This window comes from Ereboglobus luteus, assembly GCF_003096195.1.
Classification (GTDB): domain Bacteria; phylum Verrucomicrobiota; class Verrucomicrobiia; order Opitutales; family Opitutaceae; genus Ereboglobus; species Ereboglobus luteus.
On sequence record NZ_CP023004.1, the window covers coordinates 2,982,609 to 3,008,674 of the forward strand.

Genomic DNA, 26,066 nt, shown 5'->3' on the forward strand with positions numbered 1-26,066 from the left:
ATAAAGTTCTGCGCAATGGATCGAAAGTCAACGAGGAAAACGGGTCCAAATTTCAGCAAGCCATAGTGAAAAGAGTCTCTTTTGTTCGTGGCGCGAGTGCCCTCTGGATGCATGGCAAATGTTAACATCCCGGTGTTTTCCCGCGATGGTCGTCCTGAGGCTGATGCGCACAAAGAATAACTCTCTGACGATTACCGTAAAATCATTGATGGTGACTGCCAATGGTTGTGACGCAACATCAACAGCGGTGATACCCTGTCCGTTCCATCGGCTTTTTATGGTAGAATAATATAAAATGAAAACATCCCTGCTGCCCCTCTTGCATGCGTCTTGGCTCTTCCCCTCACCAACAGCCCTCGCGATTGCGTTCACGAATTATACAGGCAACTTGCCGATCAGTGAGCCGCGGTCGAAAACTGGAAAACAAAAAAGCAACTCATAACATCTCAACTCCACTCATCCCATGAAAACCAGCACCTTCATCATCGCCATTGTTTCCGCCCTCGCCATTGCGCCTTGCGCGATGGCGAAAAAAATTGCGTCGGATAATTTCGATTCCTACACGCCCGGCTCCACGCTGGTCGGTAACAAGGGAGGGAAGGGGGCGTGGAAATCTCCTTGGACGGGGCGGAGCGAGTTTGTCACGATCACCAATGCGCCGGAGGACGTCGTCACGCTCACGCTTGACAATGGCGAGGTGCGCGGCGGCGGCAACGCGCTCAAAATATCCGGTGCGCGCACGGGCAGGGAACACTTGAATGTGCTGGAGCGCCGCATTCCCGAGATGAAGGGGCCGGATCTTTTTGTGAGCCTCCTTTTCAAGATCAAGAACGACGACCAGATCGCGGGCGGCAATGACGGAAAACCGATAACCAACACCAATCTGGTGCAATGGTTCGCCGAGGATGATACGCATGAATTCCTAAAAGACCTCGCCGCATTCATAGGCTGGAAGGGAAAGGCCGGCGCGCGGTTGGCGGAGATCGACGAGGGCAGCACGATGCCGGAACGCCTGGTGGCCGGGCGGACGTATCACCTTGTCATCAAATACACCGGCTGGAACAAAACGAAGGACGGTCGTTATCAGTGGTGCCGCATTTGGATCAACCCTTCGGTCAACGACGAATACACGCAGAAAAAATCGATCACCTACGCGCGCATCGGCAGGACCGCCGGTTACGGCAGCAAGGGCATTCGCGGTTTGTATGTGAACACGCTCGGGCTCAATGATAGCGGCAAATATCATCTCATCGACGACATCCGCCTCGGCACCACATGGGCCGATGTGGTCGGAAAGCCGAAAAAGTGACCGCTTGCCAATGACCATGGACACCGTGACAGACCGCCTCATGCGCATGAGAATAATATCATTAACCGTCCTCGTCTTTGCCACGCTTCCGCTTTTTGCCGGAGCCCCGCGTGTTTATAATAACGCCGACGGCATTGTTCATAAAATGGCCGATCCTTACATCCTTCAACATGACGGGCGCTATTATCTTTATGGAACCGATGACGCGCCGCCGGCCATCAACAAGGGGTTCACGGTTCGCGTTTCAACCGATCTTGTGAACTGGAGCGCCCCTTGCGGCGCCGGACCGGAGGGGCGCGCGCTCGACGCCCCCGATGTCTTTGGCGAACGCGCCTTTTGGAGCGCGCAAGTCAACGAGCGCAACGGCGTTTTTTATATGTTCTACACCGCGGAGGAACACATCGCCGTTGCCACCAGCAGCTCTCCACTCGGTCCGTTTGTCCAAAAAGTTAAGACAACGATGCGTCCCCAAAAAACCATCGGCGGCATGCCCTTTATTGATACCGACGGACGCGCTTATCTTTTTTATACCGCCTTCGACAACAAGGCCAACGAAGTCTTTGTCGAGGAAATGACCGATGACTGGATGAGCGCGAAACCGGAAACGCGGCGGCGTTGCATTTGGTGGACCCAGCCCTGGGAAAACAGCGATCCACGTCCCAAATACAAACGCTGGCCCGTCAACGAGGGCGCTTCGATCCTCAAGCACAAGGGCATATACTACATGTTTTACACGGCCAATCACTTCATGAGCCCCAAGTATGCCGTCGGCTACGCCACCGCCGCGACTCCACTCGGCCCTTGGATCAAGTCCAAGGACAATCCGGTGCTCTCCCAAACCCCTATCGTGCGCGGCGTCGGCAGCGTCTCCTTTGTCACCGCTCCCAACGGCGATCGCTACATCGTTTATCACGCGCACAAGACCCCTGACACCGTCCTCCCTCGCAAGATGTGCATGGATAGAATCGAGTTCGTTCCCAACCAAGTTGCCGGCCAGCCTGACATTCCGAAAATCCACGGCCCGACCGACACACCTGTCAGCGTTCCTTGGTAGTAACAGGTAATATAAATCGGCCTGAAAAATAGAAACCACTCGCATCATGAAGCCCTTTTCGTCCATCCGCAGGCTCCTCCGCATTCTGGCGCCGGTGACCGCGTTCGCCGCATTCCTGTTTATGTTTTCCGCCAAGTCCTTCGCCGCCGATGGTGATGGCGACGTGGCCATTCTTCCGTCGGAACAGGACTGGTCGTTTGAGCGCGGCCCCGACCCCGCGAGCACCGGCACGCTGGAAGTTTCCGGCAAAACCATTCTCCTCACCGGAGACTTTTCCCGCGGCAAGCGCTATGTCGCCGCCGCGTGCGCCATCAGGTTCCGCGAGGTGAACCGCATGCGTTTCAAAGTTTATACCAACCAGAAAAGAAACTTGATCGTGTTCCTCACGGACTCGACCGGACAGATTCACCTGCGAAGGCATCCGGTCAAACCCAGGGAAATCCAGAGTGTCACCGTGGCGTGGGGCGCTGGAAAATCCAAGGAGTTCAGGAACGGTGCGAATGATGGCGTGGTGCATCTTCCCATTAGAAAAGTCAGTGTGTTGCTCGACTCGGCGGAAGTGGACAAATACGGTTTTTGCGAAATCTCCGACGCGCGCCTGTTCAGGCCGCCGATGCGGAAGACGGCTGCGTTCGAGAGTTTCGACGCGCGCAAAATCACCGTCGATGGCGGCGCCTTTGTTGAGCCGGGGCAGCAGGACTGGGCCTTTAATCGCGGCCCCGACCCCGCGGCCGTCGGCACCCTGGAAATTTCCGGCAAAACAATTCGACTCACCGGTGATTTCACACGCGGCAAACGTTACGTCGCCGCCGAGTGCGCCATCAGGTTTCGCGAGGTGAACCGCATGAGTTTCAATGTCATCACCGATCAGGAAATTGTGATGGTGCTTCTCACCGACTCGACCGGACAAGTGCACATGCAAAAACATCGAGTGAGGCCCGGTGTTCCAAAGACAATCAACGTCAGGTTTGTTGCTTCGAAAAATTTATGGGACGGCGCCAAGGACGGCGTGCTGCATCTCCCCGTTGGCAAAGTCGGCATTCTTGTCCACTCGGACGAGGTGGTCGAACGCGGATATTGCGAGATCTCCGATGTCCGCCTGTTCAAATAAGGGCTCATCTCAAAATTTTGAGATGTGTGAAGGGGCGTGTGTGCTGACAAAAATTTTGAGATGCGTCCGTCAAATAACATGCCTCAAAATTGAACGAGAAACACGCTGGGCAGTCTCATAAAAAGTCTATTTGGGATGCCGCGCTATGCGCACCAGAATTAAGATTTTATCGGCGAGCATTAACCCAAAATGGATGATTTTTTGCGGAGCGTGTGCAGGATTGGTAGTGAAGTTTACGACCCTTTTATGAAACCCGTCCCCTGTAAAGTTGCCTCCCTTGCCTGTGCATTGTTTGTGCTGTCCGGCACGATTGTCGATGCCGTCGCGGCAGACAATGCACTGAAACTGACTCCGACAAAAAATGCCGATGGATCGCTTGGTTTGTCCGTGTCCATGCCGGGCGCGGCGTCCGCCAAGCAGGCCGCGCCATTGCGCGTGTCGCTATGGGAAAAACAAGATGACGCGGATTCGAAGCGCCAGTCGGCCGCCGCTCAAGATTCCGCGGACATGCGCTGTCCGAACCCGGCGCAGTGGCGCTTTGAAAAAAGCCCGGACCCGCTCACGAAGGGCGGTTTGAAGCGCAATGACGGCACGCTTCGACTGGATGGTGATTTCGCCAAGGGCAAACGATATGTCGCCGCCGCGTGTCCGGTTGCGCTCGCCGGCGCGGTTGAGATGCGCCTTCAAGTTAAGACCAATCAAAATCGTTTATTGGTGCGCATCGTTGATGCGACCGGCCAGAACCATCAGCACAGTTTCGATGTCATTCCTGACGGGACGCAGGAGTTGATAATCCCGCTCGTTGCGGCAAAGGAAAAGAATTTCTGGGACGGCGCGAAGGACGGCGTCTTGCACACCCCGCTCAAGCAAGTCAAATTGCTGGTGGCAAGGGACACACTGGACAGTGACAAGGATCTCGGGTTTTGCGAATTTTCCGATGTGCGCCTGCTCGGTCCCGAGGCAGTGAAAGCGCAACCCGTGAATCCCGCCACGGCGCCCGTCACGTTGCAGGGCGGCTACGCCTCGTTGCGCGGAGCCGGCGGCGAATGGCTTGGCACGGGCGTGCTGAAAACGCCGAAGGGCGCCGCGCTCGAATTCACCGATCGCTGGACGGTCGGGAAAAATACATTGCGCCTGCGCCGCGAGGTGCGCGTAAAAGGAAACGCGCCCGGCGGATTCACGAGCGTGGCGTCGTTGCAACTCGTCGATGCCCAGCCGTGGCCGAAAATGGAGTGGTTCGCGCCGGGCATGATTTACGGCAACTTCGACCACATGAGGGACAACTCGTTTGGTTCGGGCAATTATTACAAGCCGGGCGATTACACGGTGTGGATACGCGAGGATCGCATGCCTGCGCCGTTGCTCGCGGCGCGCATGCCCGCGGGCGGAAGTTTTGCGGTGCTCAATTCCGCGCCCGACAGCGCCACCACCGCTGCGGAAGGGCAGGGGTTTTCACGCGAACCGATGACCGACGCTCGTTTTCGTTTTGGCGCGATCGTGGCGGAGGAGCGTCCCGAAGGAACCACGCTCGGTTATGCGGTGCCCGGTTCGGAGGGCACGTTGAGTTACGGACGGAAAACGGGCGCGGGCCCCGAGGTCGAGCAGAAGTGGCGGCATCGCTACAACCCACTGTCGGATAATTTTGTCCAACGCTACGAGGTGTCATTTTGGTTTGGAAAAACGAAGGACACGAACGATCTCGTTGCGCGTTCCTGGCGCTGGGCGTGGGATGAACTTGAGCCGCGGGTCAATCCGCAGGACATCGAGACCATGCGCGCGAGCATGGTGGATGTTTTGAACCAAAATTACATCGAGATCGACGACCGCGCCGGCGTGCAATTCCTCGCGCTCGCGGTGCCCGGCGGGAAACCGCATCCCAATCCGAAGGTCATTCTCGGCTTCACCGGCTACGCGCTCGGCTCGGCGGAGATGATGCTTGTCGAGGCGAATCGCAATCCCGACTCGGAGCGCGGCCGCCTGTTGCGGCGCAACGCGGAGAAGGCCATCGAATCCTTTTTGCGCATGCCGATAAACCCGCCGCTTACCGAGGGCTTTTTGTTGAAGTCGGGCGGTGCCGCGCTCTCGACCTGGCCCTCGGGCAGGAAAGTCACCGAGGCGCAGTCGATTTACCTGCGCAGTTTTTGCGACGACATGAAGTCGCTCATGCGCGCCTACGAGCGCGAGCAGAAGGCCGGACGCACCCGCGCCGAGTGGCTTGCGTGGGTGCGCAAGTTCGGCGACTGGCTGCTCACGCAGGAACAGCCCGGCGGCGGGTTTCCCCGCTCGTGGCACGCGCTCAGCGGCAAGCTTTATTCCGCGTCCACCACCGGCACGTTTAATGTCGTGCCCTTTTACGCGCAATTGTATCGGGTCACCGGCCACAAGCCGTATCTCGACGCGGCGTTGCGCTCAGGTGAGTTCGCATGGAACACCGGCCACGGACGCGCGCGCTTCACGGGCGGCACAATCGACAATCCCGATGTGATCGACAAGGAGGCCGCCACGATTGCCCTGGAGGGTTACCTTGTGTTGCACCACATCACGCGCGACCAAAAGTGGCTCGACCGCGCGCGCATCGCGGCGGACATCGCAGAGACGTGGATGTATATTTGGAATGTCCCCATGCCCGAGGATGCGGACAATGAGAAACTACACTGGAAACGCGGCGTTCCCACCACGGGCATTCAGCTCATCGCCACCGGCCACTCGCTCAACGACGCCTACATGTGCTGGGACGTGGAAAGCTACGCGCGACTTGCGCGTGAAACCGGCGACTCGCATTACATGGATGTTGCGCGAATTTTGCTGCACAACACCAAGGCGATGGTTGGCACGCCGGAGGATCACCGCGGCACGCTCGGGCCCGGCTGGCAGCAGGAGCACTACTGCTTCACGCTGACGCGCGGAATCGGCCGCCATCGCGAATGGCTTCCGTGGGTCACGGTCAGTCACCTGCGCGGCATCAACGACCTCATCGACTACGATCCCGAATTATACAGGCAGCTCGCCGGGGAATAATCACCCATTTCTTAGGGGCGTCGCAATCGACGCCCTCCACAGATTCGCCCCTCAACCCCTAGCCAATCATTCAGCCCCGCATCCGTTATTTTTATTCCACTCAAAACTCCCACTCGTCCCATTATGAAATCATACCTATACCCATTGTTTGCCCTTCTTGGCCTGCTCGTCGCATTGCCGTCCGCGCAAGCGCAGTCCGCTGGCACAGGCTCCGTCTCGGGGCGCGTTTTTAATCCCGCGACCGCGGAGTATATTCGCAACGCCCAAGTGCGCGCTCTTCAAACCAGTGAAACCACTCTTTCTGAATCCGGCGGCTTTTACCAACTCACCCATTTGCCTCCTGGTGAGGTGGTCATCGAAATGAGCTATGTCGGATTCCAAACCGTTCGATCTACCGTGACGATTGTCGCGGGCCAGACCGCCACGCTGGAGTTTACCCTTTCCCCGGAGGGCCGCGCGCCCGGCGGCACGGCGGATGATGATATCGTGCAGCTCGAAAAGTTCGTCGTATCAACAGAACGCGAGGGCCAGGCCAAGGTAATCATGGGGCAGCGCGCATCCATGAACATCGGCCAGCACGTCGCCTCCGACGTTTTTGGCGACAACACTGAGGGTAACATCGGTGAGTTCATGCGCAACCTTCCCGGCGTGATGCTAAACACCTCGGATGGCGAGGTTCAGAACGTCAGTCTTGGCGGCCTCGGCGCCGAATACACCAGCGTTACCATCGATGGCGTGCCCGCCGTTACCGCGGACGCCACCTCGTCCAGCTCGCGTGCGCCGAAATTTACCACACTCTCCCTCAACAGCATCGACTCGCTCGAAGTCACCCGCACGGTCAGCGCCGACATGGACGCCAACGCTCCTGCCGGCACCATCAACTTGCGCAGTAAGCGCGCGTTTGAAAACAAAGGGCAGAAACTCATAACGCAGGCCAACTTTACCATGAGCTCCTTCGGGGCGACTCTCGACAAGGAAGTCGGCCCGCATGACACCAGCGACACCCACAAGATTCGCCCTGGCGGCTTGATCCAATACTCCAATGCCTTCAACAATAATTTCGGCATACTGATCAATATCAGCGAGTCCAACATCTACTCCGAGGAAAGCCGGGCTCTTACCAATTACAACCGGACACCCACTTCGACGGATCCCCGCCCGGAGGTGCCCTCATCCTATGAATTTCGGCATCACTCCCGTCTCAACCGTCGTTTTGCCAGCAGCCTCACAATGGACTGGCGCGCCACCCGGCGCCTGACGCTTTCACTCACGGGAATATTCAATTACTCTCGCTTGTTCGCGAACCAACGCAACATGCAGTTCAACAACTATGCCGGCAGTCAGGGCGGCACGCGGGACATGGTTAAGGGCGAGGATATGACCCGCAGCATTTACACTACCTATGGCACAACCGTGGTTGTAAATCCGCGCATTGCCGCGCGCCTGGGGCAAAGCATCACGATTACTCCCAAGTTTGAATACCGCTTGGGCGATTTAAAACTGGAAGGCCTGTTCAGCTACTCCGACGCCCTGGCTTGGTATGATCCGATGGGGCGCGAGGACGCGGTTCGGGGCCTGGCCAGCTCGACCGCCGCTAACGCGCTTTACAGTGTGCAGCGCGGCCCGGGCGTTGTTGATGCCGATTACAAGGTCACGCAAACCGACGGCCCTGATCTCTCAAACCCCGCATCCTTCACTTTTCCAAAGGTTTACCTTGGCGACGGGCGCAGGGCGAGCACGAAGACCAGGACGGCAAAACTGGACGCCACCTATCTCACACGCATTCTGCACCCGATCAAGTGGAAGGCCGGTTTCAAACTGGCGAATACCAAATGGCATTATCAAGACACGAGCGAACTGTATCTGGCCAAATACACCGGCCCGCTCACACTGAGTGACTTTGCATCGACCTATGAGTGGGCTTCGGACATTAACGGCATGGAAATCAAAACCCTCTCCGGCGGCGGCATTTTCATGCCGAACCTCTTTGCCATCGGTGCGCGCTACAAAACAAACCCCGAGGAATTTGTGTCCGATGTGTCAGCCACGAATTATTATAACGGTCATGTTAACTATCAGCGTAATTATGAGGAGGACATCAACGCCGGCTATATTATGGGCACCAGCAAAATCGGTCCGTTCATTATTCAGGCCGGCGTGCGTCGCGAGGACACAAGGTCAAAAATTCGAGAGATTGATGCTTACACTCCCGAAGAAACCGAGGCGCAAGGCTACGCGGTGGGCAGCGATGGAATTGCGACTAGCATTGATGGTGTGGAGTGGCAGTTTCTCTCCCGCCCGCGCGTGCTGAAGAAAAAGAGCTACCATAATTATTTTCCCAGCGCCTCGATCAAATATCAAATCACGCCCAATCTCGATCTCGTTGTCGCCGGAAACAAAACCATCCGCCGTCCCTCTTATTATGACTCCACTGGTATTTTTTTGGTCAACGATACGACCAAGAGAATTTCCCTTCCCAATCGCGATATCGAGCCGGAGCGCAGCCAGGGTTTCGCCGCCCGCCTGAGCTACTATTTCAAGCGCATAGGCCAGTTGAGCGTCGCCGTTTACCAGACCAGGGTCACAAACATGATCGCCACCACGGATGAGATGACCGCGGAACAGGCCGGTTACGATGAAACCTATCCCGGCTACAATCCGAAATACGCCGAGGATTATCGCTTCACCCTCAAGAACAATTCCGGCGCTCCGGTGCGGGTGCGCAGCATGGAGATCGCTTACTCACAAACCCTCGGCTTTCTCGGCCCTGCGTTCCGCCGCTGCAACGTCCATATCAATTACACCCGCAGCTATGCTGATGGAATCAAACCCATGCTGTCGCCTTATACGCTCAGCACCGGGTTTCACTACACCTACAAAAAGCTCATCCTCTGGTCCAATGTCAATTGGTCCGACGATTTTCCCACCTCCGCCACGGGCTATAGCCTTCGCCGCCACCGCACCCAAGTTGATGCGGGTTTGGGGTGGAACATTGGCAAGGGTTTCATGTTCGGCCTCAACGCCCGCAATATCAACGACGCTCCCCACATCCACATGCAGCGTGTCCCTCCAAACGATACCGTGTTGCAGGATTACCTTCGCGTCGGGGCCACCTGGACCTGCTACATCAAAAAGACCTTCTGATGTTTATGTGAAATCCCCAGTCGGCCAAACCCGCCGCAAAACCAGCAATCAAAAAACAAACCCATATTTTTCATGAAAATCACCGATATTCCCCACACGCTTATCTTCCTGTTCCGCGGATTGCCGGCGTTATTGCTGGCGGCATTTATTATAACAACAGCACCGGAGGCGCGGGCCGCCGTTGTGGCCACCGACAACTTCGACAGCTATACGGTCGGCACCACTGTTGTCGGCGGTGTCAGTGGCACGGGCTGGACCGCCGCATGGACCGGGCAAAACGACTACGTCACCGTGGTCGGCGGCAGCAATTCCATCACCTACACCCTCGACAACGGCGAGGTTCGCGGCGGCGGCAACGCCCTCAAGATAACCGCCCCGAGCACCTCGGAAAACATCGGCGTCCTTGAGCGCGCTGTGCCTGAAATCACCGACGGCGGCGATGTCTTTGTCAGCCTCATCTTCAAAATCAAAAGCGGCACCGATACTGACGTTGACCATTATGACGGCGAAACTTTCACCACCAATAACAATATCTATTATCTGGCCGGCGACGGTGACAAAAGCCCCACCCATGATGCCTCCGGCTTCGCCGGCTACAAAGGCATGGCTGGGGCACGCCTTGCCGGCGGATGGGTCTCCATCAACAACAAAAACGAAGGCAAGGCCGACGGCTTGATCGTGGGGCAAACCTATTTCCTCGTCATCCGCTACTCCGGCTGGAACACTGGCTACCAAGGCTACGACACCATCACCACATGGCTCAATCCCGCCACCACCGACGAGGGCGTGGGCACCAAATCCGGCAACAATACCTCCAACGACAAGACCAAGGCCATAACCCGCGAGGGCAACACCTCCCCCTACGGCAGCAGCAAATTCAGCAGCCTTTACCTGAACACCCTCGGCCTCAATCCCTCGAGTCGCTTTCACATCATTGACGACGTCCGCGTGGGCCGCAATTGGGCCGACGTGGTCGGTATCCCCATGCCCGTTGTGAACACTATCACGCCGTCCAGTGTCATGGCCGGAAACACTATCGTTGTCGCTGGCAAATACCTTGCCGATGTCACCGTGACCATCGGCGGTGTTGATGCTGTGATCAATTCGCAGACCGACACGACAATGACTGTCGTCGTGCCTCCTTCGCTTGGCATGGGCACGCAGGATGTTGTTATTACCGGTCCCGGCGGAACCACCACCAAGTCGCTCACCGTTATCCGCCCGCCCATCATCAACTCCGCTACGCCCGACACCGGTGCCGGAGGCGATACTGTAACCATCGAAGGACTCAATCTTGAGGATGTTGTCGTAACGATTGGTGGCATCCGTGCCGCAGTCGTTTCCCAAACCGGCACGACAGTGGTCATCACCATTCCCCGTGGACTGGCCACCGGTGCGCAAACAATCACCGCCACCAGCAATGCCGGCGAGGATACCATCGCGTTTACCAACACCTCTCCCACGCCGTCCGCGCCTGACGCCATCGGCATCACCCCCCTTGATTCCCGCACCGGTGCAACCGTTACGATTACCGGCAGCAACCTCGTCGGCGCATATTCCGTGACTGTTGGCGGCGTGGCGGCCGAAATCACCAGTCGCACGGACGAAGCCCTGACCATTGTGATCCCCGGGGACTCGCCAACGGGGAGTATCCCGTAGTCATCACCACAGCCGGCGGCGAAACCAGCACCACAGTCACGCTCACCGACGTCATTGCGACCGACAACTTTGATGATTACGCCGCGGGCGACATGCTTGCCGGCGCCTCCGGCGGCAGGGGATGGAGCGGCGCATGGGCCGCGAATGCGGGCGTCATTGTGACCGACAACCCCGACGACATCATCACCTACACAATGAGCGACGGCACTGTCCTCGGCGGTGGCAAGGCGATCAAACTCGCCGCGGACACTCCCGTCAGCGCCACGCTTCCGCGTCTTATCGAGCGCGACCTCGCCGCGCCCGTCACCTCCGGAGATGACGTGTTTGTCAGCTTCATTTTTAAAATCAAGAATCCCAACGCTCCCGACGGGGAACTCGTTCCCGCCGGCGACAACATCACTTCGATCTGGTATGCAAAAGATTCGGATCCCAATCTCCGTTTCGACTCACTCGGCTACATCGGATATTCCGGCAAGGTCGGTGCGAGCATGGCCGCGCCCACCGGCGCGACGCTCGTCTCCACGCAACTCAAAACGGGGCAGACTTATTTTGCCGTGGTTCGCTACAGCGGCTGGGATGGCAGCTCTTACAAAAAATGCCGCGTCTGGCTCAATCCGGCAACTAACGACGAGACCGCCGTCAGCACCACGATCACCAACGAACGCACCGTGACAACCGCGGGCGTCGGCTCTGATTCTTTCCTTGGATTGTGCGTGGGCGGCTACGGCATCACATCCGGCGGCCGCTACCAAGTGATCGACGACATCCGCGTCGGCTACACGTGGACCGCCGTCACCAATCCGCGCACCACGTTTATCGCCTCGGAGAATTTCGATTCCTACGCTCCCGGCTCAAAACTTGCCGGCGCCGTCGGCGGCACCGGCTGGGATGGGCCTTGGTCCGCCAAAAACACCGCCACGATCATTGACGATCCCGCCGATGCCGTCACTTACACGCTCAACGATGGCACCGTTCGCGGCGGCGGATCGGCTCTCAAAATCTCCGGCACGGGCGTGAATGCGGCGACCACCGTTGCCGCAGTGCTCGAACGCCGCTTTGCCCGCGTGCCCGAGGGCGAGGATGTTTATGGCAGCTTTGTCTTCAAGATCAAGGATCCCTCGCTTCCGGACGGAACCCCGCTTGTCGGCAACACCTGCGCCCTGTGGTATGCCGCCGATGCCGCAAAGGATGAGTTGCGCGACATCGCCGCGTTCGCCGGCTACGGCGGCAAAGCAGGAGGGCGACTGGCTGGCGGCTGGCCGACTGTCACGACTCCGCTGGTCGCAGGGCAAAGCTACCTGCTGGTCTTCCGTTACAGCGGCTGGAACGATGGAATCCAAGCTTACGACAACTGCCGAGTCTGGCTCAACCCAACCACTGACGACGAGGCCAGCACCGATGCCGCGATCACCGTCGAACGCGCCGGCAACTCCGCCGGCTATGGCAACACTGACGTTCGCGGCCTCTATGTGAACACCCTCGGTCTCACCCTCAACGGCGCCTATCACGTCGTTGACGACATTCGCGTCGGCACGGATTGGGCGTCTGTCGTCGGCGAACCGACGCCGTCTTTCGACCCCGGCACGCCGCCGCAACTCAGCGCGCTGCCCACCGGCGAGTTCGTTGCGGGCGACACCATCACCCTTGCGGGCAATAATTTCACCGGTCTCACCCGTGTGTTGATTGGCGGTGTCGAAGCCCTGGTGACGGCTTCGACCGACACCACGATTACAGTTGTCATTCCTGAAAACGCCGCGGGCGGCGCGGTTGCCGTGTTCACTCCCAGCGGTTGCAGCATTGCTGCTGACTCGCTCACAATTGCCACGCAACCTTCGTTTGTGACAAACCCCGCAGCCACCCAAGTCGCAGTAGAAGGTCGTCCCGTTGACCTCACTGCTGATGTATGGGCACATGGTGCCATTTCCTACGAGTGGCAATACCGTGCCAACGACACAGCCGCCTGGGAAACTGTTCCAGGCAGCATCAGTGTCGGTGCCTACACCAACGAACTCTCGCTGCTCATGCCCGACGGCAAGAACGGCTGGCAATTCCGCTGTGTGGCCTCCACTGCCGCGGGCTCTGTGGAGGGCACGCCCGTTATACTCACCGTGATCGAAAACCTCCTCGATGCGCCCGCCGGTCTTGTCACGGGATCCGGCGACTATTCGCAGTTCGTCTATGTTTCCGACCGCGCCGCGCACACAGTTTCCGTCCTCTCTCCCAATGGCAGCTTCGCGTTGCTCGCGGGCAAAACCGGTTATTCGGGGAACAGCGATGGCAATGGCGATGGGGCCCGTTTTACCCGGCCTCGAGGCCTCGCGTTTTCATCCACGAATAGCCTGATTGTCGCCGACTATGGCAACGGTCCTTTGCGCTCCATCGCACTTGACACCGCCGCGGTTCAAACGCTCAACGCCACCGGTCCCGATGCATGGCTTGCATCTCCCGCCGCCGTGGCCACGGATGCCGCTGGCATGACCTACATCGCCGACACCGGCAATCAGCTCATCAAACGCCTCAATGCCGATGGTGTGATGGAAATCTTCGCGGGTTCCGCCATATCGGGCACCGACAACGGAGCCTTGCTTGACGCGAAGTTCAAGAACCCTGCGGGCCTTGCAGTTTCAACCTCGGGATCGCGCATCTATGTCGCCGATACGGGTAATCACGTCATACGTCTGATTGACCTCTCCACCGGACAGGTTTCCACTTTCGCTGGACAGATGGCGTCCCCCGGTGCGGTCGATGGAGCGGCCCTTTCTACCGCTTCCTTCGACTCTCCCACGGGCATCGTGCTGGATAGCTCAGGCGATCTCTATGTGGCCGACTCCGGCAATTCCCGCATTCGTGTCATCACCACAAACACAACGGGTGCCGCGGAAGCGGTCGTCACGCTCGCAGGTTCGGTTCCCGGATTTCGCGACGGTCCCGGCAAAACCGCCTGGTTTGACGCTCCCGAGGCGCTCGCCATTGGTGCGGATGGGGTTCTCTACGTCGCCGATACCGGCAACGGCATCATCCGTCGCATCGATACCAGCGCGGATGCGATTGTCTCCACTCCTGCCATGAAAACCGTCACCTATCCTCCCTCCGGAGGCACGGATCCCGATGGGGACAATGGAAGCGGCGGCGGTGGTGGTGGCGGCAGCACGTCGATTTGGTTCCTGCTCGCGCTCGCGGCCAGCGCCGCCCTGCGCGGACGCAAAAAATAAAAGGCTCTCGCGCCGCATATGCCACCTGCCGGGTTTGAGGGTAGGGCGAAGCCTCCGGCCGAGCCATTCCCCGTATGCTGGCGCGAAAATATTTTCCCATCATGAAATCGAACTCTGTTTCATTCCCTCCCGCGCTCGCGGAGACTATTCAAAAGGCCGGCGTCATCGCTGTCATCGTCATCGACGATCCCTCCAATGTGCCGCCGCTGGCCGACGCGCTTTTGTCCGGCGGGCTCAACGCCATCGAGCTGACGCTGCGCACGCCTTCCGCGCTCGAATCGCTATCCGCGTTCAAGAAGCACGCGCCGCAAATGTCCGTCGGCGCGGGCACCGTGCTCACGCCACAGCAGCTCTTGCAGGCGCGCGACGCCGGGGCGGACTTTGCCGTCGCGCCCGGTTGCAATCCGCGCGTGCTCGCCGCCGCCGCCGAGGCCGGGGTGCCCTTCGCGCCCGGCATCGCCACGCCCAGCGACATCGAGGCCGCGCTCGAATTCGGCTGCCGCCTGCTGAAGTTTTTCCCCGCCGAGCCGTCCGGGGGCCTCGCCTACCTGAAGAACATGACCGCGCCTTACGCGCATCTCGGGTTGCGATACATCCCGCTCGGCGGAATCAGTTCCGCCACCGCCGCCGCGTGGCTGGCCGATCCGCTCATCGCCGCGCTCGGCGGCTCGTGGATCGCCCCGCGCGCGCTCATCCAGTCGCGCGACTGGGCCGCGATCAAACAGCGTGCGCAAGAAGTCGCCGCGATCATCCGCGACACAAGATGAACTAATTTTCGATTTTCGATTCTCGATTTTCGATTGCGCGCTACCGCGCGGCACCGAGATCGAAAACGGGGTGGAAGCTCCCAATCGAAAATCGAGAATCGAAAATCGAAAATTCACACCATTCCACATTCTATGAAAACCATCGTCACCTTCGGGGAAATCATGGCGCGGCTTTGTCCTCCGGGCAATCGGCGCTTCATTCAAAACATGCCGGGCTCACTCGAGCTCACCTTTGCCGGCGCGGAGGCCAATGTCGCCGCGTCGCTTGCGATTTTCGGCGCGCGCGCGCGCTTTGTCACCGCGCTTCCCGACAATGTCATCAGCGACGCGTGTGTGCAAAACCTGCGCGGGCTCGGCATTGATACCACCCGGATACTGCGCGTCAAAAACGGGCGGCTCGGTTTGTATTTCGTCGAGAAGGGCGCGAACCAGCGTCCCAGCAATGTCGTTTACGACCGCGCGCACAGTTCCGTCGCCGAGACGTCCGCGGATAAATACAACTGGTCCGAAATCTTCGCCGACGCCCGCTGGCTCCACATTTCCGGAATCACGCCCGCGCTTTCCCGCATCGCGTTTGAGTCGTCGCTCGCCGCCGTCCGCAATGCCAAGGCCGCCGGGCTTTCGGTTTCGTGTGATCTCAACTTCCGCAAAAAACTCTGGCAGTGGGAGCCCGGCACTCCCGCCGCCTCGCTCGCGCGCCGTTGCATGAGCGAGCTGCTGCCGTTTGTCGATGTGGCAATCGCCAACGAGGAGGACGCCTCCGACGTGCTCGGCATCCACGCCGAGGGCAGCGACATCGAGGGCGGGCACTTGGAGATTGGTCGCTACCCGCAAGTTGCTCGCGAAATCACGCGCATGTTTCCCAACATCAAAAAGGTCGCCATCACGCTGCGCGAAAGCATTTCCGCCACGCACAACAACTGGGGCGCGATGCTCTACGACGCGGAGGCGGGCGAGGCCTGCTTCGCGCCGATGAGCGGCGACACCTACAAGCCCTACGAGATTCGCAACATCGTGGACCGCGTTGGCGGGGGCGACAGCTTTGCCGCCGGCTTGATTTTTGCGCTCAACACACCGGAGCTCGCCGCGCCGAAAACCGCCATCGCCTATGCGGTCGCCGCGTCGTGCCTCGCGCATTCCATCGAGGGCGATTTTAATTTCAGCACGCGCGCCGAGGTCGAGTCGCTCATGCGCGGCAGCGCCTCGGGAAGAGTCGTCCGCTGAAAATGAAAACACAAATCGCACGCGCATTCATTCCTGCGGGGGCGCACCTCGCGTGCGCCCTCGTGTTCGCCCGATTTGTGCAACCGCCCGCAAACAGTCATTCTCATGCGGGGGAGCACGCAAGGTGCGCCCCTACGGGCTTCACTCGGCTTCCCCTTTGTTTTCGCGAGAACCAATAAAAATGACAAACTTCGAAAAAAAATACGATGTGATCGTGGCCGGCGCGGGTGTCGCGGGCGTGTCCGCCGCGCTGGAAATCGCCCGTTCCGGGCGCAGCGTGGCGTTGCTCGAAAAAACCGTGATGTGCGGCGGACTGGCCACGGCGGGTTTTGTCTATATTTACCTGCCGCTGTGCGACGGCTACGGCACGCAGGTCAGCTTCGGCCTCGCCGAGGAGTTGATGCATGCGAGCGCGCGTTACGGTCCGGGCGCGCCGCCGACGGACTGGAAAAACGCCGCGCCGGGAAAACCCACCAAGCGCCTCATGCTCGATTTTTCCCCGGCCGCGTTCACGCTGGCGATGGACGAGATGATGAGCCGCGAGCCGGCGATCGACCGCTGGTATGACACGCTCGTGTGCGCCTCGATTGTCGAGGACGGGCGCATCAAGGGCGTCGAGGTCGAGAACAAGAGCGGGCGCGGACGCGTCCTCGCGGACATCGTCATCGACGCGACGGGTGATGGCGACGTGGCCGCGCGCGCGGGTTGCGCGTTTCACGAGGAGGGCAACAAGCTCACGATTTGGGCGCTGCAAACATCGCTCGCCGTCGCGCGCCAGGCGGCCGCCAAGAACGACGCTTCGGGTTTTCTCGACTTTCAAATGATCGGGCTGGAGGGCGAAAACGTCGATCCCGCCGCCAAGAAAAAAAACTATCCTTGGCTCGGCACGGACGGAAAATCCGTGAGCCGTTTCACCATCGAAACGCGCGCCGCCCTGTTGAACCACTACGCGAAACTCCAGTCCGCGAACAACGCCGACACCTCGCGCGAAAACCTCTACCCGCTGGTGCTGCCAACCATGGCGCAGTTTCGCACCACGCGCGCGATCGCCGGGCGCGCCACGCTCGACAGCGGGATGGCGTGGACGCGTTTTGATGACAGCATCGCGCTTGTCGCCGACTGGCGGCGACGCGGCAGCGTTTGGGAAATCCCCTACGGCGCGATGGTGCCCCTGACGGTGGACGGACTGCTCACCGCGGGGCGCTGCATCTCGTCGCACAGCGACGCGTGGGAAGTCACGCGCGTCATTCCGCCCGCCGCTCAAACCGGACAGGCGGCGGGCATCGCGGCGGTGCTCTCGTTGCGTCGCGGCATTCCGCCCGCGCAACTCGCCGCGGCGGACATACAGGCGGAACTGCGCCGGAAAAATCTTCCCTTCCATTTCGACGAGGTCGGTCTGTCCGCGCCTGAATCATCATGACAAAAAACTCCCATGACATCGGCGTGTTGATCGCCGCCACCGTTGCGACCGCGTGCGCGCTGCCGTCGCACGCGCGCGCCGCGCAGGCCGCCGTGCCGGATGAACGCCCGCAAAACATTCTGCTGATTATTTCGGACGACTTGAACTCGTGGATCGGCCCGATGGGCGGGCATCCGCAGGCAAGGACTCCCGCGTTGGACAAGCTCGCCGCGCGCGGCGTCACCTTCATGAACGCGCACTGTCCCGCGCCGCTTTGCAATCCGTCGCGCGCCGCCTTCATGTCCGGCCTGCGCCCATCGACGACAGGCATTTATTTGAACGGCCACTACTGGGTTCGCTACATCGGCCGCGGCCTGTGCATCAACGACCACGTCCGCGATCACGGCTTCAAATCCTACTCCGCCGGAAAGGTGTATCATTACAACAAATACCGCGCCGCCGATTGGGACGAGGTTTTCTACGAGCGCGACGACACGCTGCCGGGCCCGGCGGGCAGAAACGCCAAGCGCCGCCCCGGCCCGTATGGCTACCGGATGTTCACCGACGGCGAACCCTCCGAACCGTTTAACGAAAAGCGCGACGAACGCACACTCATCGATGCGCGCGGCGTTGACTGGTGCATTGAAAAACTCGGCTCGGTGAACGCCAAAAAACGCTTCTTCATGGCGTGCGGCATTCACCGTCCGCACACGCCCTGGGATGTGCCGAAAAAATACTTCGACATGTATCCGTTGGAAACGCTGGAGCTGCCCAAGACATTGAGGGACGACTTGTCCGACGTGCCCGCGCCGGGCGTCGAGTTCACCAAGGGCGGCAAGACCCACAAAACAATACTCGAAATGGGAATCTGGAAGGATCGCGTGCGCGCCTATCTCGCCGCCATTTCTTTCATGGACGCGCAAGTGGGCCGCCTGCTTGACGCGCTCGCCGAGTCGCCGCACGCGGAAAACACCGTGGTGGTGTTCGTGGGCGACAACGGCTGGCATCTCGGCGAAAAGGAGCACTGGGGAAAAACGACGCTCTGGGCGCCCGCCTCGCAGGTGCCGATGATCTGGGCCGGCCCGGGTGTCGCCAAGGGTGCGAAGACCGATGCCGCCGTGGACTTGATGAGCCTTTACCCGACGCTGTGCGACATGGCCGCGATCACGACGCCGAAGCACGTCGATGGCGCGAACATCAAGCCGCTCCTTAAAAATCCCTCCGCAAAATGGAGTCGGCCCGCGCTCACCACGATGGACAAGGGCAACCACGCGATCACGACCGCCGACTGGCGCTACATCCGCTACGCCGACGGCTCCGAGGAACTCTACAACCGAAAAAACGACCCGCGCGAATGGACAAACCTCGCCGACAAACGGGAGTTGAAATCGGTGAAGCGCGAACTCGCCGCGTTCCTTCCGACGAAAAACGCCGAGCCCGTGAAATATGAGGCGAACAAACGGTGATTCATAAATGCGCATAAAAGATAAATATTTTCGCGCCATGGAAAAGTCATTGGCCGTGACTAAAACGAGGCGCGACGCATCCTGAGAGACTGCGCATAAAACTAAACAAGGTAAAAAACACATTTCCCAGACAGATGATACCGCTGCAAGAAATCCAAACAGACGTGCTGGTGATCGGGGCCGGAATTTCCGGCCTCCGCGCCGGGCTGTCCGCGCGATGCGCGGGCGCGTCCGTTTTGATTGTCTCCAAGGGCGCGGCGGCGTCGCCGGGTGTCATCGGCTTCAACGCGCCAGTCGGCCCGGACGATTCGGTGCAGTCGTTTTTCGAGGACACGTTCAAGGGGAGCATTGAGCTCGCGAATCCGGCGCTTGTGCGCCTGCTCACGGAAAACGCGGCGGCCGCGGCGGTCGGAATGGAATCGCTCGGCCTCCGGCTCGACCGCATGCGGGACGGCGCGTGGCATTTGCAAAAGGCGCTCGGCTGTTCTCACCCGCGACTGCTGCACCAGGAAAACCGCACCGCGCGCGTCGGCATGGCCGCGTTGAAACGCGCGCTGGCAAAAGGCGGCGCGATCACGCGGCGCGACATATTTGTCGTGGAGCTGCTGACGACGCGCGAGGGCGTGATGTCCGGCGCGCTGGCGGTTGATGTGCGCGAGCGGAAAATTTTGTTCATTCGCGCGGGCGCGGTGATTCTTGCGAGTGGCGGCGGGGGCGGCATCTACGCGGGCGGCACTTATCCGAAAAGCCTCACGGGCGACGGCTATGCGCTGGCGTTTCGCGCGGGCGCGGAACTGGTGGATATGGAGTTCGTGCAGTTCGAGCCGTGCCACTGCGTTTATCCGAAACGCCTCGGGCTGAGCACGACTTTGTTCGCGCACGGCGGTCGTTTGGTGAACGCGCGCAACGAACGGTTCGTGCTGAAACAATATCCGGCGGGCGAGGGCGCCGCGCCGAAGGACGCGCTTGCCCGGCTCGTCGCGCTGGAGATCCGCGCGGGGCTCGGCACGGAGCACGGTGGCGTCTGGTGCGATCTCACGGACATTCCCAAAAAGTTTATCACGGAGGGACACTCCGCGTATTATCGTTTGTTTTTGAAGCACGGAATCGACCTGACGAAACAACGATTTGAAGTCGGTCCAGCCGCGCACACATTTCTCGGCGGCGTTGCGATCAACACGCGTTGCGAAAGCACGGTGCCGGGCTTGTTCGCGGCGGGAGAAGTGGCGGGCGGTGTCCATGGCGCGAATCGCATCGGTGGAAACGCCGGCACGGAAATCCATGTGTTCGGCGCGATTGCCGGCGCCAATGCCGCGGCGCATGCCAAGAGCCGCGGCGCGCGAACTTTGCGCGATGCCGCGCGACGCGCCGAAAAACTGGCTGCCTCGCTTTCGGCGAAAGGCCGGAGCGGACGCTGGAATGTTTTCTCAAAATCAATCCGCGAATTGATGACATCCAAGGTTGGCGTTGCCCGCGACGAGGCGGAATTGCACGAGGCTTTGGGCAAGTTGAAAAAAATCGGCGACGAAGCCGCCGGGGTTGAGTGTGAAAACTCGCTGGAAAATTTTGTCGGGCAAATCGAAATTCAAAACATGGCGCGGGTCGGTGCGTGCGTGGCGGAGGCCGCGTTGCGCCGGCGGGAGAGCAGGGGAGTGCATTACCGCTGCGACTATCCGAAGCGCGACGACGCGCACTGGAAGAAAAACATTTATCTCCGCCAAATCGACGGACGCATGCGCGTTTCTTCGCGCAAGAAAGGAGCGTCCGCATGAGCGTTATGCAGATCAGCCGTAGGGGCGCACCTTGCGTGCGCCCTGATGTTCGCCCGCTTTGGGGCAGCGTGCGCAAACCGTTCTTCGCGCACGAGGGCGCACGCAAGGTGCGCCCCTACAAAATGTCGCGGCTCGCATCCGAATCGCTCGCGCGCGCAAGCAAAGGTCGCGTGCACAGCGTGTTCACCCGGTGCTTTAATATCACCACGCCGGCCGGCGACTGGCTCACCGTGGCGCTCGCGCCGTTTCCTCAGACGCCGGATTCGATCATCGTGAACGCGAGCGGAATCGGCGCGGATTTTTCCCCGCAACTTTGCGTCGTGGCGGGCATGCCGGTTGAAATTTCGCGCGAAGAAATTTCGATTCCGGATGCGGATGTCGTGTTTGCATTTTCCGGCGCCGAAATCTTCGACACACGGCGCGAACCATTCGTCCGATCGAACCGCGCCGCGCACAATCTCGCACTGGCGGAAGAGATTATTCAGCGTCATGGCCGCGAGTGTGACTTTCCGGAATTGCAGCGACGAATCACGCCCGCGATTGCCGCGTTGCGCGAGGGGATTTTGCGCAACGATGCCGCGGCAATCCGTGCGCAATGCGAGGCGCTGCTCGGCTTGGGCGTCGGCCTGACACCTTCGGGCGACGACATTCTGTGCGGCGTCACGGCGGGATTGTTTCTCGGCGGCGTGACGGAAAACGAAAACCAATTTGTGCCCGTGCTTCGCGAACTCTTGCCGACCGCCGGCGAACGCACGACCGATATAAGCGTCCGCTCGCTCCGCTTGTGCGTGGTAGGCGAGATCAGTGGCGTCGTTTTTGACGCGGCGCGCGCCATCATGTGCGGCGAGGCGCGCGAGGTTGACCTTGCGATATCCGCGTTGCTCGAAGTGGGCGGCACATCGGGCACGGAGATGGCGCGGGGACTGTGCCTGGGCATTCAACTCGCGGAGGAATTGCGCGGATAAACGAGAACGAAAAACGAAAATCAACCGAGATTATTTTCTATGCAGATCAAATGTATCATCCGACCAAATGAGTATCACGACTCCGTTTTCCTGATGGGCGTCGCCCGACAGGCGGGCAAGCTCCCGGGCGTGCAGCGCGCGGCGCTCGGCATGGGCACGGTCATGAACAAGGGCTTGCTCAAGGACATGGAGCTCTACGACGAGGCGGTCGAAAAAGCCGCTCCGAACGACTTGATGATCGCGTTGCGAGTCGAGAACGACGAGGCGTTTGCCGCGGCGCAGGCGGAGATCGAACGCCGCTTGAAGGAGAAGCATGTCGCGCGCGCATCGACCGGCGGCGGCGCGCCCGAAAGCCGCACCATTGCGATGGCGCGCGCGGCTGATCCCGGGCTCAATCTCGCGATGATTTCGCTTCCCGGCGAATACGCCGCGACGGAGGCAGCCAAGGCGCTCTCGCAGGGGCTGAACGTTTACATGTTTAGCGACGACATTTCCTACGAGGACGAGCGCATTCTCAAGCAACTCGCCCGCGAGAAAAACCTCTTGATGATGGGGCCGGGTTGCGGGCTGACGTTTGTGCAGCAAACCGCCGTCGGCCTCGCGAGCAAGGTGCTGCCAGGCCCGATCGGTTTGATCGCGGCGTCGGGCAGCGGCTTGCAGGAAACGATGGTGCAAATCGACCTCATGGGCTCGGGCGTGTCGCAGGGAATCGGCACCGGCGGACGCGACTTGCGCGACGAGATCGGAGGCATCACGACGTTGCAGTCGATGGATATTTTGGAGGCCGATCCCGACACAAAAGTGATCGTGCTCATCTCGAAGCCGCCCGGAAAGAAAACCGTCGAGACCGTGCTCGAGCGCGTGCGCCGCTGCAAGAAACCGGTCGTGGTGAATTTCATCGGCGGCTCCCCGAGGCGGTCGCCGCCGCGGGCGCGCACTTCGCGGCGACATTCGAGGAGACGGCGGCGCGCGCCGTGAGCCTCGCGCTCGGCAAGCCTTACCAGCCGCGCGATTTCAGCATGAGCGACGCCGGGGCGAAAGACCTCGTGGCGCGCGAGCACGCGGGCTACGGAAGTGGACAGCGTTTTCTGCGCGGGATTTTCTGCGGCGGCACGCTCGCCGAGGAAGCAATGATGATCATGCGCGCGACGCTGCCCGAGATTCATTCCAACACGGCGGTGATGCCGGAGTTCGCGCTCAAGGACGCGCGCGTGAGCGTGGCGCACTCGGTCATCGACATAGGCACGGAGGAATTTACCCGCGGACTTCCGCATGCGGCGATTGCTCCCGCTCCGAGGATCGAGCGCTTCAATGCGGAGGCCGCGGACCCTTCGGTGGCGGTTATCCTGCTCGACTTTCTCCTGGGCTACGGCTGCCACGCCGATCCCTGCGGAATGATGGCCGCGCCGATTGCCGACGCGATTGCGGCTGCGAAAAAAGCCGGGCGCCGCCTGACCGTCGTCGCGTCGATTTGCGGCACCGAACACGACCCGCAACGGCTCTCCGCGCAAAAACAAAAACTGCTCGACGCGGGCGCGATCGTGATGCCGAGCAACGCGCAGGCCTCGCGACTCGCGGGCATGATCGCGTCGGCCTTTCAACCGATGAAAAACGGAAAGTAATTTGTCATGAGTTCCAATCCCACCAATCCATTTGTCGCGCCGATCAAGGCAGTGAATATCGGCGCGGAATTATTTGCCGACGGCTTGCGCGAGCAGGGCGTGGAGGCGATCCAGCTAAAGTGGCAGCCGCCGCCGGAGGAGGTGCTCAAGCACCAGTCCTCGCTCGCCAAACTGCGCGGCGGAAAATGCGCCGACCGCATCGCCGCCGCAAACGCCCGCGCAATCGACGCGCTGCTCAACGCCGATCCGCATTGGATCGACATGAAGCCCGCCATCGAGGTCGTGCCCGGCCTGAAAAAAAACATGATCCTCAAATCGGGCCCGCCGCTCCCCTGGGAAAAATCGTGCCCGACGCAGAAAAATGGCGTCATCAACGGCATCATTCACGAGGGGTTGGCGGATACGGCGGAGGGCGCGATTGAGTTGATCAAGCGTGGCGAGGTCGAGGTCGCCTCGGCAAACGACTACGCGATTGTCGGCCCCGGCGCGGGAATCCTCACGCCTTCGATGGTCGTGAACGTCGTCGAGGATCGCGCCACCGGCAAACGCGGTTTCTGCGCGCCCTTCGAGGGACCGAACCAGGGCGGCCTTTGCGGCTGGGGCACCTACAGCCCCGAAATCCGAAAATTCCTCAACGAGCTTTACGACACCATCGGCCCGATGCTCTCACGCATCCTTCGCGCCGAGGGCGGTATCGCGATCCGTCCCATTATCAGGCGCGGCGTCGAGATGGGCGACGAAACGCACACGCGCCAGGACGCTGAGGGGCTCATCCTCATCAACCAGCTCTTGTTCCTGCTCATGAAACATGAACCCGCGCAGAACGTCGCGCGCGACGCGTGCGTTGATTTCCTCGAAAAGACGGAGCGCTTTTTCCATCCCATCGGAATGGCGTCGGCGATGGCGACGGTGCAGTCGATGAAAAACATCGAGGGCGCCACGGTCGTCACTACGCTGTGCGGAAACGGCGTCGAATACGGCATCAAGATCAGCGCGCTCGGCGACCAATGGTTCACCGCACCCTCGCCGCAACTCACGGGGCAATACATCGCCTCCGACGCGAAACCCGAGGACACGCTCCCGTGGATCGGCGACAGCTCGGTGCTCGAGGCGATCGGCCTCGGCGGTTTCGCCGCCGCCGCCTCGCCCGCGGTCGCGCGCCTGCTCGGGCACACTTATGCCGAGGCGATTGCGCAGTCCCGCGAACTCGCGGAAATCTGCCTGACCGCCAACCGCAATTTCCTCGTGCCCGCGCTCGACTACAACGGCTCCCCCGCCGGCATCGACATTCTCAAGGTGCTCGAGACGGGCATCCAGCCCGCCGTGCACGGCGGCATGATTTCAAAGACAGGACTGCGCGTCGGCGCCGGCGTGGCGCGCGTGCCCCTCGCCTGTTTCGGCAACGCACTGGAAGCCTACACAAACCAATTATCCAAAATCGCATGAAAACAAAAACTCCCTCAAAAAAAATCCCCGCCGCAATTTCCACCAAAGGTCTCCTTGCTGGGCAAGTGGCCGTCGTCACCGGCGGCGCGCAAGGCATCGGCGAAGGCATCGTTCTCGCATGCGCCAGGGCCGGCGCGGACATCGCGTTCACCTACATGGGCGCCACGCCCAAAAGTCGCGCCAAGGCCAAGCGCACCGCCGAGGCCGTTCGCCGCATCGGACGCCGCGTGGTGTTCGATATCGTGGACGCGACAAGCGAGCAGGACACGGAAACGTTCATGCAGCGCGTCATTTCCGAACTCGGGCGCGTTGATATCATGGTCAACAATGTCGGCGGCGCCGGCACCGTGCCCGAGGGCGGTTTCGCCGCGCTACCGCTCGATTACTGGCGCTCGCAATTGGACAAGAATTTTTTCAGCGCCGTCATGTATTCGCGCCTCGCGGTTCGCGACATGCTGCGCCGACGCAGCGGCGGCTCGGTCATCAACATCGGCTCAATTCACACGGCGAAAGTTTTTAACACAAAGTTCGTCCCCTATTCGTGCGCGAAGCAGGCCATGAACCAGCTCACGCGCGACCTCGCCGTCGAGCTCGCGTCGAAAAACATCCGCGTGAACTGCATCGCGCCCGGCCTCATAAAAACCGCGCTCACCGTGGGGCGTTACGACGCCGCGTGGTGGTCCGACATCAGCGAGCGCATTCCCATGCGGCGCGCCGGAGTGCCGTCGGAAATCGGCGACGTGGCGGTCTTCCTCTCGTCGAAGCAGTCCAGCTATCTCACCGGCCAGATCATCTACGTCGACGGCGGCGGCGCCGACGGCGGTTGGAAATTATAGTATTATGCCGCGCTACGACAGGTGCGTCACGCTGGTTTTAATACAACAAATTTAATCATATA

Annotated in this window: 17 protein-coding genes; all 17 read left to right on the forward strand. The window is 60.3% G+C overall.

What is annotated here, in order from left to right; translation table 11 throughout:
- Window positions 1–463 precede the first annotated feature (463 nt).
- Entirely contained in the window at window positions 464–1,309 is an 846-nt protein-coding gene (locus CKA38_RS10865; RefSeq protein WP_108825498.1) for a hypothetical protein, read from the forward strand.
- 16 nt (window positions 1,310–1,325) lie between these two features.
- On the forward strand, window positions 1,326–2,363 hold the full coding sequence (locus CKA38_RS10870; RefSeq protein WP_161554859.1) for a glycoside hydrolase family 43 protein: 1,038 nt from the start codon (window positions 1,326–1,328) through the stop codon (window positions 2,361–2,363).
- Between the two features lie 46 nt (window positions 2,364–2,409).
- Window positions 2,410–3,474, forward strand: coding sequence for a hypothetical protein (locus tag CKA38_RS10875; protein WP_108825500.1), 1,065 nt, complete (start codon window positions 2,410–2,412; stop codon window positions 3,472–3,474).
- Between the two features lie 246 nt (window positions 3,475–3,720).
- Entirely contained in the window at window positions 3,721–6,492 is a 2,772-nt protein-coding gene (locus tag CKA38_RS10880; protein ID WP_152032817.1) for a glycoside hydrolase family protein, read from the forward strand.
- Between the two features lie 123 nt (window positions 6,493–6,615).
- The gene (locus CKA38_RS10885; RefSeq protein ID WP_108825502.1) at window positions 6,616–9,636 is read left to right on the forward strand and encodes a TonB-dependent receptor domain-containing protein; all 3,021 of its coding nucleotides are present in this window, start codon (window positions 6,616–6,618) and stop codon (window positions 9,634–9,636) included.
- A gap of 72 nt (window positions 9,637–9,708) precedes the next feature.
- Window positions 9,709–11,295, forward strand: coding sequence for an IPT/TIG domain-containing protein (locus CKA38_RS10890; RefSeq protein ID WP_108825503.1), 1,587 nt, complete (start codon window positions 9,709–9,711; stop codon window positions 11,293–11,295).
- A gap of 92 nt (window positions 11,296–11,387) precedes the next feature.
- Complete coding sequence (locus CKA38_RS10895; protein WP_108825504.1) at window positions 11,388–14,507, forward strand: NHL domain-containing protein; 3,120 nt, start codon at window positions 11,388–11,390, stop codon at window positions 14,505–14,507.
- A 101-nt stretch (window positions 14,508–14,608) separates the two neighbouring features.
- Complete coding sequence (locus tag CKA38_RS10900; protein ID WP_108826546.1) at window positions 14,609–15,274, forward strand: bifunctional 4-hydroxy-2-oxoglutarate aldolase/2-dehydro-3-deoxy-phosphogluconate aldolase; 666 nt, start codon at window positions 14,609–14,611, stop codon at window positions 15,272–15,274.
- A 132-nt stretch (window positions 15,275–15,406) separates the two neighbouring features.
- Window positions 15,407–16,498 carry a sugar kinase gene (locus CKA38_RS10905; protein WP_108825505.1) on the forward strand — a complete coding sequence of 364 codons (1,092 nt, stop codon included), beginning with the start codon at window positions 15,407–15,409 and terminating at the stop codon, window positions 16,496–16,498.
- Between the two features lie 181 nt (window positions 16,499–16,679).
- The gene (locus CKA38_RS15455) at window positions 16,680–17,918 is read left to right on the forward strand and encodes an FAD-dependent oxidoreductase (protein ID WP_161554860.1); all 1,239 of its coding nucleotides are present in this window, start codon (window positions 16,680–16,682) and stop codon (window positions 17,916–17,918) included.
- Entirely contained in the window at window positions 17,915–19,363 is a 1,449-nt protein-coding gene (locus CKA38_RS10920) for a sulfatase (protein WP_108825506.1), read from the forward strand. Before CKA38_RS15455 ends, CKA38_RS10920 begins: the two co-directional genes overlap by 4 nt.
- 134 nt (window positions 19,364–19,497) lie before the next feature.
- Entirely contained in the window at window positions 19,498–21,135 is a 1,638-nt protein-coding gene (locus tag CKA38_RS10925) for an FAD-binding protein (RefSeq protein WP_108825507.1), read from the forward strand.
- On the forward strand, window positions 21,132–22,100 hold the full coding sequence (locus tag CKA38_RS10930; protein WP_108825508.1) for an oxamate carbamoyltransferase subunit AllH family protein: 969 nt from the start codon (window positions 21,132–21,134) through the stop codon (window positions 22,098–22,100). Before CKA38_RS10925 ends, CKA38_RS10930 begins: the two co-directional genes overlap by 4 nt.
- Before the next feature lie 39 nt (window positions 22,101–22,139).
- The gene (locus CKA38_RS10935; protein WP_108825509.1) at window positions 22,140–23,078 is read left to right on the forward strand and encodes an AllF/FdrA family protein; all 939 of its coding nucleotides are present in this window, start codon (window positions 22,140–22,142) and stop codon (window positions 23,076–23,078) included.
- A complete protein-coding gene (locus tag CKA38_RS10940) occupies window positions 23,075–23,722 on the forward strand; it encodes an AllF/FdrA family protein (protein WP_108825510.1) in 648 nt (215 codons plus the stop codon). Before CKA38_RS10935 ends, CKA38_RS10940 begins: the two co-directional genes overlap by 4 nt.
- Before the next feature lie 6 nt (window positions 23,723–23,728).
- Window positions 23,729–25,168 (forward strand): YlbE family protein, encoded by a 1,440-nt coding sequence (locus CKA38_RS10945; protein ID WP_108825511.1) that lies wholly within the window; start codon window positions 23,729–23,731, stop codon window positions 25,166–25,168.
- Window positions 25,165–26,004: an SDR family NAD(P)-dependent oxidoreductase gene (locus CKA38_RS10950; protein WP_161554861.1), complete on the forward strand. Its 840-nt coding sequence runs from the start codon at window positions 25,165–25,167 to the stop codon at window positions 26,002–26,004. Before CKA38_RS10945 ends, CKA38_RS10950 begins: the two co-directional genes overlap by 4 nt.
- Window positions 26,005–26,066: the final 62 nt, after the last annotated feature.

What these genes read in the sequence shown, in the direction of transcription:
- CKA38_RS10890 (WP_108825503.1), top strand. Translation starts at nt 9,709, where the DNA reads ATGAAAATCACCGATATTCCCCACACGCTTATCTTCCTGTTCCGCGGA.
- CKA38_RS10870 (WP_161554859.1), top strand. Translation starts at nt 1,326, where the DNA reads ATGGACACCGTGACAGACCGCCTCATGCGCATGAGAATAATATCATTA.
- CKA38_RS10885 (WP_108825502.1), top strand. Translation starts at nt 6,616, where the DNA reads ATGAAATCATACCTATACCCATTGTTTGCCCTTCTTGGCCTGCTCGTC.
- CKA38_RS10930 (WP_108825508.1), top strand. Translation starts at nt 21,132, where the DNA reads ATGAGCGTTATGCAGATCAGCCGTAGGGGCGCACCTTGCGTGCGCCCT.
- CKA38_RS10950 (WP_161554861.1), top strand. Translation starts at nt 25,165, where the DNA reads ATGAAAACAAAAACTCCCTCAAAAAAAATCCCCGCCGCAATTTCCACC.
- CKA38_RS10895 (WP_108825504.1), top strand. Translation starts at nt 11,388, where the DNA reads ATGCTTGCCGGCGCCTCCGGCGGCAGGGGATGGAGCGGCGCATGGGCC.
- CKA38_RS10920 (WP_108825506.1), top strand. Translation starts at nt 17,915, where the DNA reads ATGACAAAAAACTCCCATGACATCGGCGTGTTGATCGCCGCCACCGTT.
- CKA38_RS10875 (WP_108825500.1), top strand. Translation starts at nt 2,410, where the DNA reads ATGAAGCCCTTTTCGTCCATCCGCAGGCTCCTCCGCATTCTGGCGCCG.
- CKA38_RS10900 (WP_108826546.1), top strand. Translation starts at nt 14,609, where the DNA reads ATGAAATCGAACTCTGTTTCATTCCCTCCCGCGCTCGCGGAGACTATT.
- CKA38_RS10925 (WP_108825507.1), top strand. Translation starts at nt 19,498, where the DNA reads ATGATACCGCTGCAAGAAATCCAAACAGACGTGCTGGTGATCGGGGCC.
- CKA38_RS10880 (WP_152032817.1), top strand. Translation starts at nt 3,721, where the DNA reads ATGAAACCCGTCCCCTGTAAAGTTGCCTCCCTTGCCTGTGCATTGTTT.
- CKA38_RS10905 (WP_108825505.1), top strand. Translation starts at nt 15,407, where the DNA reads ATGAAAACCATCGTCACCTTCGGGGAAATCATGGCGCGGCTTTGTCCT.
- CKA38_RS10935 (WP_108825509.1), top strand. Translation starts at nt 22,140, where the DNA reads ATGCAGATCAAATGTATCATCCGACCAAATGAGTATCACGACTCCGTT.
- CKA38_RS10945 (WP_108825511.1), top strand. Translation starts at nt 23,729, where the DNA reads ATGAGTTCCAATCCCACCAATCCATTTGTCGCGCCGATCAAGGCAGTG.
- CKA38_RS10865 (WP_108825498.1), top strand. Translation starts at nt 464, where the DNA reads ATGAAAACCAGCACCTTCATCATCGCCATTGTTTCCGCCCTCGCCATT.
- CKA38_RS15455 (WP_161554860.1), top strand. Translation starts at nt 16,680, where the DNA reads ATGACAAACTTCGAAAAAAAATACGATGTGATCGTGGCCGGCGCGGGT.